At 56.7% G+C, this 11,625-nt stretch carries 11 protein-coding genes; 9 read left to right on the forward strand and 2 right to left on the reverse strand.

The window, feature by feature from the left end:
- Positions 1-19 precede the first annotated feature (19 nt).
- The 5 genes from kdpB to ACQ3G7_RS04350 are packed head-to-tail and all read left to right on the forward strand — an operon-like array spanning position 20 to position 6,483.
- The gene (gene kdpB, locus ACQ3G7_RS04330; RefSeq protein ID WP_430888967.1) at positions 20-2,068 is read left to right on the forward strand and encodes a potassium-transporting ATPase subunit KdpB; all 2,049 of its coding nucleotides are present in this window, start codon (positions 20-22) and stop codon (positions 2,066-2,068) included.
- 12 nt (positions 2,069-2,080) lie between these two features.
- A complete protein-coding gene (kdpC, locus tag ACQ3G7_RS04335; RefSeq protein ID WP_263097497.1) occupies positions 2,081-2,656 on the forward strand; it encodes a potassium-transporting ATPase subunit KdpC in 576 nt (191 codons plus the stop codon).
- A 3-nt stretch (positions 2,657-2,659) separates the two neighbouring features.
- Positions 2,660-5,347 carry a two-component system sensor histidine kinase KdpD gene (gene kdpD, locus ACQ3G7_RS04340; protein ID WP_430888968.1) on the forward strand — a complete coding sequence of 896 codons (2,688 nt, stop codon included), beginning with the start codon at positions 2,660-2,662 and terminating at the stop codon, positions 5,345-5,347.
- A complete protein-coding gene (gene kdpE, locus ACQ3G7_RS04345) occupies positions 5,344-6,021 on the forward strand; it encodes a two-component system response regulator KdpE (protein WP_061494475.1) in 678 nt (225 codons plus the stop codon). Before kdpD ends, kdpE begins: the two co-directional genes overlap by 4 nt.
- Before the next feature lie 33 nt (positions 6,022-6,054).
- Positions 6,055-6,483: an EamA family transporter gene (locus ACQ3G7_RS04350; protein WP_263097500.1), complete on the forward strand. Its 429-nt coding sequence runs from the start codon at positions 6,055-6,057 to the stop codon at positions 6,481-6,483.
- Positions 6,484-6,562: 79 nt separating this feature from the next.
- On the opposite strand, the gene pgm is transcribed toward ACQ3G7_RS04350, so the two are convergent.
- Both pgm and seqA read right to left on the reverse strand, forming a co-directional pair.
- Complete coding sequence (gene pgm, locus ACQ3G7_RS04355; protein WP_430888969.1) at positions 6,563-8,203, reverse strand: phosphoglucomutase (alpha-D-glucose-1,6-bisphosphate-dependent); 1,641 nt, start codon at positions 8,201-8,203, stop codon at positions 6,563-6,565.
- 25 nt (positions 8,204-8,228) lie between these two features.
- Entirely contained in the window at positions 8,229-8,783 is a 555-nt protein-coding gene (seqA, locus tag ACQ3G7_RS04360) for a replication initiation negative regulator SeqA (protein ID WP_430888970.1), read from the reverse strand.
- Positions 8,784-8,965: 182 nt separating this feature from the next.
- Here seqA and ybfF point away from each other — a divergent pair, with 182 nt between their 5' ends.
- The 4 genes from ybfF (at position 8,966) to fur (ending at position 11,585) form a co-directional block, all read left to right on the forward strand.
- On the forward strand, positions 8,966-9,739 hold the full coding sequence (gene ybfF, locus ACQ3G7_RS04365) for an esterase (protein WP_430888971.1): 774 nt from the start codon (positions 8,966-8,968) through the stop codon (positions 9,737-9,739).
- Between the two features lie 135 nt (positions 9,740-9,874).
- On the forward strand, positions 9,875-10,156 hold the full coding sequence (gene ybfE / locus ACQ3G7_RS04370) for a LexA regulated protein (RefSeq protein ID WP_263097504.1): 282 nt from the start codon (positions 9,875-9,877) through the stop codon (positions 10,154-10,156).
- Between the two features lie 163 nt (positions 10,157-10,319).
- The gene (gene fldA / locus ACQ3G7_RS04375; protein ID WP_263097505.1) at positions 10,320-10,850 is read left to right on the forward strand and encodes a flavodoxin FldA; all 531 of its coding nucleotides are present in this window, start codon (positions 10,320-10,322) and stop codon (positions 10,848-10,850) included.
- A gap of 288 nt (positions 10,851-11,138) precedes the next feature.
- Positions 11,139-11,585, forward strand: a complete 447-nt coding sequence (gene fur, locus ACQ3G7_RS04380) for a ferric iron uptake transcriptional regulator (protein ID WP_061494468.1) — start codon at positions 11,139-11,141, stop codon at positions 11,583-11,585.
- Positions 11,586-11,625 lie beyond the last annotated feature (40 nt).

Here is an 11,625-nt window from a genome sequence, read left to right on the forward strand (position 1 = left end):
ACAGGCGGAGACGCGTGATATGAGTCGCAAGCAACTGGCCCTGTTCGAACCGCATCTTGTTCGTCAGGCGCTCATGGATTCCGTGACCAAGTTAAGCCCAACGGTACAGTGGCGTAACCCGGTAATGTTTATTGTCTGGATCGGCAGCGTGTTAACCACCGTACTGGCGATTGCCATGGCCTCCGGTCATCTTGCCGGCAGCGCCTGGTTTACCGGCGCAGTCAGTCTGTGGCTGTGGGTAACCGTGCTGTTCGCCAACTTTGCCGAAGCGCTGGCGGAAGGCCGCAGCAAAGCCCAGGCCAATAGCCTCAAAGGGGTGAAGAAAACCGCTTTCGCCCGCAAACTGCGCGCACCGCAACACGATGCGCAGATCGATCACGTCCCGGCGTCGGACCTGCGCAAAGGCGACGTGGTACTGGTGGAAGCCGGGGATATTATCCCCTGCGATGGCGAAGTGATCGAAGGGGGCGCATCGGTGGATGAAAGCGCCATTACCGGCGAATCCGCCCCGGTGATCCGCGAATCCGGCGGCGACTTTGCCTCGGTGACTGGCGGTACACGCATCCTTTCTGACTGGCTGGTGATTCAGTGCAGCGTAAACCCGGGTGAAACCTTCCTCGACCGGATGATCGCCATGGTGGAAGGTGCACAGCGTCGCAAAACCCCCAATGAGATCGCCCTGACTATCCTGCTGGTGGCGCTGACGATTGTGTTCCTGCTGGCAACCGCCACCCTGTGGCCATTCTCGGTGTATGGCGGCACGGCGGTAAGCGTGACCGTGCTGGTGGCCTTGCTGGTGTGCCTGATCCCGACCACGATCGGCGGATTGTTGTCGGCGATTGGTGTCGCCGGGATGAGCCGTATGCTGGGGGCCAACGTGATAGCCACCAGCGGTCGTGCGGTCGAAGCCGCGGGTGACGTCGACGTCCTGCTGCTGGATAAAACCGGCACCATCACGCTCGGGAACCGCCAGGCGTCAGACTTCCTGCCTGCGCAGGGTGTGGATGAGAAAACCCTCGCCGATGCCGCGCAGCTTTCATCGCTGGCCGATGAAACGCCGGAAGGCCGCAGTATCGTTATTCTGGCAAAACAGCGCTTTAACTTACGCGAACGGGATGTGCAAAGTTTGCAGGCCACCTTTGTGCCGTTTACCGCACAGACCCGCATGAGCGGCATCAATGTGCAGGACCGCATGATCCGCAAAGGCTCGGTAGACGCCATTCGTCGCCATATCGACGCTAACGGCGGTCAGTTCCCGGCAGATGTTGAAGCACTGGTTGAACGCGTGGCTCGCCAGGGCGCGACCCCGCTGGTGGTGGCCGAAGGGGCAAAAGTGCTTGGCGTGATTGCCCTGAAAGACATCGTCAAAGGCGGGATTAAGGAGCGTTTTGCCCAGTTGCGTAAAATGGGCATTAAAACGGTGATGATCACCGGCGATAATCGCTTAACTGCGGCAGCGATTGCCGCGGAAGCGGGAGTCGACGACTTTCTTGCCGAAGCCACGCCGGAAGCCAAACTGGCGCTCATCCGCCAGTATCAGGCGGAAGGTCGACTGGTGGCCATGACCGGCGACGGCACCAACGATGCGCCCGCGCTGGCGCAGGCCGATGTGGCTGTTGCGATGAACTCCGGGACCCAGGCGGCGAAAGAAGCGGGCAACATGGTGGATCTGGATTCCAACCCCACCAAGTTGATTGAAGTGGTGCATATCGGTAAACAGATGCTGATGACGCGCGGTTCACTGACCACCTTCAGTATCGCGAACGATGTGGCGAAATATTTCGCCATTATTCCGGCAGCGTTTGCCGCAACGTACCCGCAGCTGAATGCCCTGAACGTCATGCATCTCTACTCCCCGGCGTCGGCAATCTTAAGCGCCGTGATCTTTAACGCGCTGGTGATTGTGTTTCTGATTCCGCTGGCGCTGAAAGGGGTAAGTTACAAACCGCTGACCGCGTCCGCCATGCTGCGCCGTAACCTGTGGATTTATGGGCTGGGTGGTCTGGTGGTGCCGTTTATCGGCATCAAAGCGATTGACCTGCTCCTCACACTGTTCGGCCTGGTATAAGAGGTATAAAAGATGGCTTTATTACGTCCCGCATTTCTGCTTTTGATACTCTTTACTCTGATTACCGGCGGGCTGTATCCGCTGGTTACCACCGCACTGGGGCAATGGTGGTTTCACGATCAAGCGAACGGTTCGCTGATCCGCGAAGGTGACGCCATACGTGGATCGCATTTGTTAGGGCAGGATTTTAGCGCGCCGGGTTATTTTCACGGTCGCCCTTCCGCAACCGCGGACGCGCCCTATAATCCCATGGCATCCGGCGGCAGCAATCTGGCGGGCAGCAACCCGGAGCTGGATAAAGAGGTCGCCCAGCGCGTCGCGCAACTGCGCGCCGCCAACCCACAAGCCGATGCGCATGTGCCGGTGGATCTGATCACCGCCTCAGCCAGCGGCCTGGATGGGCAAATCTCGCCGGATGCGGCACGCTGGCAGATCCCGCGCGTTGCTCAGGCGCGTAATCTGTCGGTGCAGGAAGTGACAAAACTGGTGGCAGAACACACAACAACGCCGCTGGTGAATTTTATCGGTCAGCCGGTGGTAAACGTGGTTGATCTTAATCTGGCGCTGGATGCGCTCAAGGACAAATAAAGCATGACTGATGAGCCTTTGCGCCCCAACCCCGATCGCCTGCTGGAGCATGCCGCCACCGCGCACCGCGGCAAGCTGAAAGTCTTTTTCGGCGCCTGCGCCGGGGTGGGTAAAACCTTTGCCATGTTACAGGAAGCACAGCGGCTGCGGGCGCAAGGGCTGGATATTCTGATTGGCGTGGTGGAAACCCACGGTCGTAAAGAGACCGCCGCACTGCTGGACGGGCTGGCGACACAGCCCGCCCGGCGGATCCACCATCGCGGTCGCTTAATTCAGGAGTTTGATCTGGACGCCGCCCTTGCGCGGCGTCCGGCGCTTATTTTGATGGACGAACTGGCGCACAGTAATGCTCCCGGTTCACGCCACCCGAAACGCTGGCAGGATGTGGAAGAGCTGCTGGAAGCGGGGATAGACGTTTTTACCACTGTTAACGTTCAGCATCTGGAAAGCCTTAACGATGTGGTCAGCGGGGTGACCGGCATCCAGGTGCGTGAAACGGTGCCGGATCCCTTTTTCGACAGCGCCGATGAAGTGGTGCTGGTGGATTTACCGCCGGACGATTTGCGCCAGCGACTGCACGAAGGCAAGGTGTATATCGGTGGCCAGGCGGAACGCGCCATCGAACACTTCTTCCGCAAAGGCAACCTGATTGCCCTGCGCGAGCTGGCGCTGCGGCGCACCGCCGATCGGGTGGACGATCAGATGCGGGCCTGGCGCGATCGCCAGGGCGAAGAAAAAGTCTGGCACACTCGCGACGCCATTTTACTCTGCATTGGCCACGGTGCGGGCAATGAGAAACTGATCCGCACGGCGGCAAGACTGGCGGCCAAGCTGGGGAGTGTCTGGCATGCGGTCTATGTTGAGACGCCCACGCTGCATAAACTGCCGGAGCCACAGCGGCGGGCCATCTTAAGTACGCTGCGCCTGGCGCAGGAGCTGGGAGCCGAAACCGCCACCCTCTCCGATCCGGCGGAAGATAAAGCCATTTTGCGCTACGCCCGCGAACACAATCTCGGCAAGATCCTGATTGGTCGCCGTAACAAACGGCAGCGCTGGAGCCGTGAATCGTTCGCCGATCGTCTGGCCCGTCGCGCGCCGGATCTCGACCTGGTGATCATTGCGCTGGAGGATGCGCCCGTCACCCTCCCCGCGCGCGCCGGCGATGTGCGTCCGTTTATGGAGCGTTGGGGCGTGCAACTGAGAGGGTGCGTGGTCGCCCTTGCCCTTTGCGCCGCCATTACCTTGATCGCCATGCAGTGGCTGACCGCATTTGATGCCGCCAACCTGGTGATGATTTATCTGCTTGGCGTGGTGCTGGTGGCGCTGTTTTTTGGCCGCTGGCCCTCCGCCTTTGCCACGGTGATCAACGTCGTCAGCTTCGACCTGTTTTTTATTGCGCCACGCGGCACGCTGGCCGTGTCGGATGTGCAATATCTGCTGACCTTTGGCGTGATGCTCACCGTCGGGCTGGTTATCGGTAATCTGACTGCGGGGGTGCGTTACCAGGCGCGCGTGGCGCGCTACCGGGAGCAACGCACCCGCCATCTGTATGAGATGTCCAAAGCGCTGGCGGTCGGGCGCAGCAACCGGGATATCGCCACCACCTGCGAAACGTTTATTCACTCCACGTTTAATGCCCGCAGCAAATTGTTGCTGCCGGACAGCACCGGGCATCTTGGCGCATTAACGCCCGCACAAGGCATGACGCCGTGGGACGATGCGATTGCGCGCTGGAGTTTTGATAAAGGCCAGCCAGCGGGAGCAGGCACTGACACGCTGCCTGGCGTGCCGTATCAAATATTGCCGCTGAAAAGTGACCAGAAAACCCACGGGCTATTGATTGTCGAACCGGCGAACCTGCGTCAGTTGATGATCCCCGAACAACAACGCTTGCTGGAAACCTTTACCTTGCTGGTGGCCAACGCGCTGGAGCGCCAGGCGCTGGCCACCAGCGAGGAGCAGGCAAGGCTTGCCAGTGAGCGGGAGAGTATCCGCAATTCGTTGCTGGCCGCCCTGTCCCATGATTTACGCACGCCGCTGACGGTGCTGTTTGGTCAGGCGGAAATCCTCACGCTGGATCTCGCCAGCGAAGGTTCTCAACACGCGCCGCAAGCCAATGAAATCCGCCAGCATGTACTGAATACCACCCGTCTGGTGAATAACCTGCTGGATATGGCGCGAATTCAGTCTGGCGGCTTTAATCTGAAGAAAGAGTGGCTGACGCTGGAAGAAGTGGTCGGTAGCGCATTGAAAACCCTCGAACCGGGGCTGGGCGGGCGGCATATTGCCCTCGAATTACCCGATCCGTTGATGCTGGTCCACGTGGATGGCCCGTTATTTGAGCGGGTGCTGATTAATCTGCTGGAAAATGCGGTGAAATATGCCGGCTGGCGGGCGGATATTGGTATTAATGCGTACAGCACTCCGGAGCAACTGACGCTGGAAGTCTGGGATAACGGGCCGGGGATCCCGGCAGGCCAGGAACAGGCGATTTTTGACAAGTTCGCCCGTGGCAGCAAAGAATCAGCCATTCCCGGCGTCGGGCTTGGGCTGGCGATTTGCCAGGCCATTGTGGATGTTCACGGCGGCACCATTAGCGCCCGTAACCGCCCGCAAGGCGGCGCACTGTTTTGTGTTACACTGCCGCTTGAAACACCGCCGCAACTGGATGAACTGGCAGAGGATCTGTGATTAACGTTCTGATTGTCGAAGATGAACAAGCTATCCGCCGTTTTCTGCGCACCGCGCTGGAAGCGGAAGGTCTGCGTGTGCACGAAGCGGAGACACTGCAACGCGGGTTAATTGAGGCAGCGACGCGCAAGCCCGACCTGGTGATCCTCGATCTGGGTCTGCCGGATGGCGACGGGCTCGATTTTATTCGCGATCTGCGCCAGTGGAGCCAGATGCCGGTAATCGTTCTCTCCGCCCGCGCGGAAGAGAGCGATAAAATCGCTGCGCTGGATGCCGGTGCGGATGATTATCTCAGTAAGCCTTTTGGCATCGGCGAACTTCAGGCCCGCCTGCGGGTAGCGCTGCGACGCCACGCCGCCAGCAGCCCGGATGAACCGGTGATCGTCTTTTCCGATATTCGCGTTGATCTTGCCAGCCGCCGTATTCAGCGCGGTGAAGAAGAGATCCATCTGACACCTATCGAATTTCGTCTGCTGGCGGTGCTGCTTAATAATCACGGCAAAGTGTTAACCCAACGCCAGTTGCTCAGCCAGGTATGGGGGCCCAACGCCGTGGAGCACAGCCATTATCTGCGTATCTATATGGGTCACCTGCGCCAGAAACTGGAAGTCGATCCGGCCCGCCCCCGCCATTTACTTACGGAAACAGGTATCGGCTACCGGTTTATGCTCTGACGGCGTATCCTTCTGATTTTTTGGAGGAGAACGATGAGCGCCTGGTTAATCTACGCCCTGTTATCGGCGGTCACCGCCGCGCTGGTGGCTATTTTCGGCAAAATCGGCTTGCAACACCTCGACGCCAATACCGCTACCGCTATTCGTGCGGTGGTGATGGCGCTGTTTCTGGTGGGTGTGGTGGTGGTTCAGGGCAAGCTATCGCTGGTGGCAACCGTGCTTGCCGATAAAAAAGCGCTGCTGTTTGTGGTATTAAGCGGCGTGGCGGGCGCACTGTCGTGGCTGTTCTACTTTATGGCCATCAAAAGCGGCAATGTGTCGCGGGTTGCGCCCATCGATAAATTAAGCGTGGTGTTTGCGGTGATCCTGGCGGTGGTGCTGTTTGGTGAGAAGGTGTCACTGGTTGCAGCGGCAGGTGTCGCGTTAATTACTGCCGGAGCGCTGATGGTAGCACTGGGGTAAGTGCAAGCGCGTTACCACGCCATCCAACGTAAAAAGGCTCCCGCAGGAGCCTTTTTCTTTTAAGCGCTGATGTAAGCACTTATGCGTTTTTCAGCACTTCGCTGACAATCTCTACCGCTTCTTTCTCAATCTGCTTACGGTGTTCAGCACCGAGGAAGCTTTCACAGTAGATTTTGTAGGCGTCTTCCGTGCCGGATGGACGCGCGGCAAACCAACCGTTGTCGGTCATCACTTTCAGACCGCCGATAGACGCGCCGTTGCCCGGTGCAGCAGTCAGACGCGCAGTGATCGGGTCGCCTGCCAGCGTGCTGGCACTGACCATTTCCGGAGAAAGCTTAGAGAGTGCCGCTTTCTGTGCGGAGGTGGCGCTGGCGCCCAGACGGTTATAGCTCGGCGCACCGAAGCGTGCAGCCAGTTCATCATAATGTTGCTGCGGGTTTTTCCCGGTGACAGCGGTAATTTCCGCCGCCAGCAGACACATGATGATACCGTCTTTATCGGTTGACCACGGCGTACCGTCGAAACGCAGGAAAGAAGCCCCTGCGCTCTCTTCGCCGCCGAAACCAAAGCTGCCGTCGAACAGGCCGTCAACAAACCATTTAAAGCCCACCGGCACTTCCACCAGCTTACGGCCCAGGTCGTTCACCACGCGGTCAATCATCGCGGAAGAGACCAGCGTTTTACCCACGGCAACGTCTTTGCCCCACTGCGGACGATGCTGGAACAGATAGTTAATTGCCACCGCCAGGTAGTGGTTCGGATTCATCAGACCCGCGGGGGTCACGATGCCGTGACGGTCATAATCCGGATCGTTAGCAAAGGCCAGATCGAATTTGTCACGCAGCGCCAGCAGACCCGCCATCGCAGACTCAGAGGAGCAATCCATGCGGATCACGCCATCTTTATCGAGGTGCATAAAGCGGAAAGTCTGATCGACCTGGTCGTTAACAATAGTCAGATCCAGCTTGTAATGCTCTGCAATGCGTTTCCAGTACTCAATACCGGAACCGCCGAGCGGATCGACGCCAAGTTTCAGACCAGCTTTCTGGATAGCCGCCATATCGACGATATCCGCCAGCCCTTCAATAAACGGCTGCACCAGATCTTTTTCAACAACGTGGCCCGAGGCCAGCGCAGCATCCAGCGTGATGCGTTTAACGCCTTTCAGGCTATCGGCCAGCAGAGCGTTAGCGCGGTCTTCAACCACTTTGGTCACGTTGGTATCCGCCGGGCCGCCATTGGGTGGGTTGTATTTGATGCCGCCATCTTCCGGCGGGTTATGCGACGGCGTAATCACGATGCCATCAGCCTGTGCGCCGCCGTTTTTGTTGTGCACCAGAATCGCGTTAGAAACCGCAGGCGTTGGCGTAAAGCCGTTGTTCTCCTGCACGATGACGTCAACGCCGTTCGCTGTCAGCACTTCCAGCACGGAGATAAACGCCGGTTCAGACAGCGCGTGCGTGTCTTTCCCCACATAGCACGGCCCGGTAATTCCGTTTTTAGCGCGCTCTTCCGCAATCGCCTGAGCGATAGCCAGAATATGCGGCTCGTTAAAGCTGTGGCGACCTGCGCTGCCCCGGTGTCCGGAAGTACCGAATTTCACCGCATGTTCTGAATTACCGACTTCCGGTTTCAGCACATAGTACTGCGCAGTAAGCTGAGCGACGTTAATCAAATCACTCTGTTGTGCAGGTTGCCCCGCACGTGGATGGTTTGCCATTGCCTGGTCCTTTCAATGCAAGGATTTAAATTGTGCCGCAAACTTTTTCAATCAATTCCGCAGGGAACTGCATCGACTGCATGATGTGCTCGATCATGCTGCATTTACGACCCGTATTGGTGTTGGTGATGACCCAGTAAGGGGTGTTCGGCACCTGTTTCGGCTTGGTCTGGTTGCCGCTCTGCAACAACGTTTGCTCATTCGCAGCAAAGTATACGCGCGTGCGCCCGTGCAGAGACTCGGTGGATTCCGTAAACCCTTTGTCATCGAGTGAATAGAGTGTAGACAGCACCAGCAGGAAACGATTAACGGCCTTTTTCTGCTCAGCGTATTCATCAGACAGCAGCAGTTCGCGGACGGCACGAACTTTGTCTTTGGCGGTGTTCGCCGGTTTAACCCCGTCAACGGTACTGACAGTACGCGTCTCTTTTACCGGCGTGAGGGAAGCGGCAGGTGGTGACTGTGACACGGCGGAAAATTTCAGCATGCGCCGTAAAATGTCGGATGCGCTCTCGCCAATATGCTTCGTGTGGCTGGCGATATAGGAGTAGAGCTCATCATCAACTTCGATCGTTTTCATCTTAATCCAGTGCGGTATCTTATCTGAATACAAGTGTTGGGATTATAAAGTGAAATCTCAACAGCGGATAGCGTCAAACCAGGGTCGCAGCAAAACTCAGAGTAATTCTGAACCTTGCAGCAGGGCGGCAGAATGTTCAACATAATAACCTAACCCGATAGAGTGAAAAAAAGAACTTTGCCATGAAATTGAATACGCGCGCGCAATCTGCGCAACAACCGCACAACAATTCTCCGGTCGTCCTTGTTCACGGCCTGTTTGGCAGTCTGGACAACCTCGGCGTGCTTGCCCGCGACCTGACGCAGGACCACGACGTGCTGCAAGTGGATATGCGCAACCACGGCCTTTCTCCCCGCTCGCCGGAGATGAACTACCCGGCGATGGCGCAGGATCTGCTGGACACGCTTGATGCCCACGACATCGGAAAAGCGACCTTTATCGGTCACTCCATGGGCGGTAAAGCCGTCATGGCGCTCACCGCGCTGGCACCTGAGCGCATCGACCAACTGGTGGCGATTGATATCGCGCCGGTGGATTACAACGTGCGCCGCCACGATGAGATTTTCGCCGCCATCAACGCCGTGAGCCACGCACACGCCGCCACACGCCAACAAGCCGCCGCGCTAATGCGCGAAGAGATAAAAGAAGAAGGCGTGATCCAGTTTCTGCTGAAATCATTTGTCGACGGCGACTGGCGCTTTAATGTCCCGGTATTGTGGGATCAGTATGCGCACATCGTTGGTTGGGAAAATGTCCCGGCATGGGATAAGCCTGCACTGTTCGTGCGCGGCGGTAACTCGCCGTATGTGACGGAAGCATACCGTGACGCCCTGCTGGCGCAATTTCCGCAAGCGCGGGCGCATGTGATAGCTGGAGCGGGCCACTGGGTGCACGCAGAGAAACCGGAAGCGGTCATGCGCGCTATCCGTCGTTATCTCTCTGAAAAGGCAAACTGATTAAAAAGACGGCGACCGGTCGTTTGAACGCGCCCGGTCGTTGGCGCGCCCGTTGCGCTGATGTATGATGGCGCGCTATTCAGCCCGGGGCAACGTCCCGATTGCTTGTCTTTCCCGTAGTATGCTGCTTAAACCATGGCTAAAGAACAAACGGACCGTACGACACTAGATCTGTTCGCGAATGAGCGTCGTCCGGGACGACCCAAGACCAACCCGCTCGCGCGCGATGAACAGTTGCGCATCAACAAACGTAACCAGCTAAAACGCGATAAAGTTCGCGGGCTCAAACGCGTTGAATTGAAACTGAATGTTGAAGCGGTAGATGCGTTAAACGAGCTGGCGGATGCCCGTGAAATGAGCCGTAGCGAGCTTATTGAAGAAATGCTGCTGGCCCAGCTCAACGCCTTACGCGGATAGCGAATCCTCCGAATCACCGCTTTTACGCCTTTTTTCGTGTGTCATAGAGTGCAGTCCGGCGCGATAGCTGTTTCCGCGCGCTTCCCTGTTCTGCTATGATTGCCCTTATCTGTGGGCTAAACGCCACCACCATCTCATTAAGTTTCAAGAGGTTATTTTACTCATGGCAATTACAGGCATTTTCTTCGGCAGCGATACCGGCAACACCGAAAATATCGCGAAAATGATTCAAAAACAGCTTGGTAAAGACGTTGCCGATGTTCATGACATTGCCAAGAGCAGCAAAGAAGATCTCGAAGGCTATGACATTCTGCTGCTCGGCATCCCAACCTGGTATTATGGCGAAGCGCAGTGCGACTGGGATGACTTTTTCCCGACGCTGGAAGAAGTGGATTTCAACGGTAAGTTAGTCGCCCTGTTCGGCTGTGGCGACCAGGAAGATTACGCAGAATATTTCTGTGATGCGCTGGGGACTATCCGCGACATCATTGAACCGCGCGGCGCCACCATCGTGGGCCACTGGCCGACTGCTGGCTACCATTTTGAAGCGTCTAAAGGCCTGGTGGATGATGATCACTTTGTGGGTCTGGCGATTGATGAAGATCGTCAGCCGGAACTGACCGCAGAACGCGTGCAGAAATGGGTTAAGCAGGTTTCGGAAGAGCTGCACCTGGACGACATCATTAATGCCTGATGTTTACGGCGCAGCCTGTGGGTTGCGCCGTATTAATAGGTACAAGCGATGGAAATAATTGCTACAAATTTTTAACTTTTTTATTCATCACTGTACAATAAGCCCTGCTAAACTTGGGCTGCCGCACGGGACTTTGTCGGCGACACCACGTTTTATAAGCTTACTTTACTTGAGGGCTTGCAGTTTTCATTTAGGCATGGCAGTTCTATAATGAGACGCATTATCCCAGGTGCATTCCTATAACTTCCGCTAAGGAAGTGAATCGTATAGCAACAGGACAGATTCCGCATGACTGACAACAATACCGCATTAAAGAAGGCCGGCCTGAAAGTCACGCTTCCTCGGTTAAAAATCCTGGAAGTTCTTCAGGAGCCGGATAACCATCATGTCAGTGCGGAAGATTTATACAAGCGACTGATCGACATGGGCGAAGAGATCGGCCTGGCTACGGTTTACCGTGTATTGAACCAGTTCGATGACGCCGGCATTGTGACCCGTCATAACTTCGAAGGCGGCAAGTCCGTTTTTGAACTGACCCAGCAACATCACCACGATCACCTGATTTGCCTCGATTGCGGCAAAGTGATCGAATTCAGTGATGATTCTATTGAAGCGCGTCAGCGTGAAATCGCCGCCAAACACGGCATTCGTCTGACGAACCACAGTCTCTACCTGTATGGCCACTGCGCTGAAGGTGACTGCCGCGAAGATGAAAGCGCGCACGACGCGAAATAATCCATTCTGATATGCAAAAGCCAACCTGACGGTTGGCTTT

It is taken from the genome of Kosakonia sp. N21 (genome assembly GCF_050587465.1).
Classification (GTDB): Bacteria; Pseudomonadota; Gammaproteobacteria; order Enterobacterales; family Enterobacteriaceae.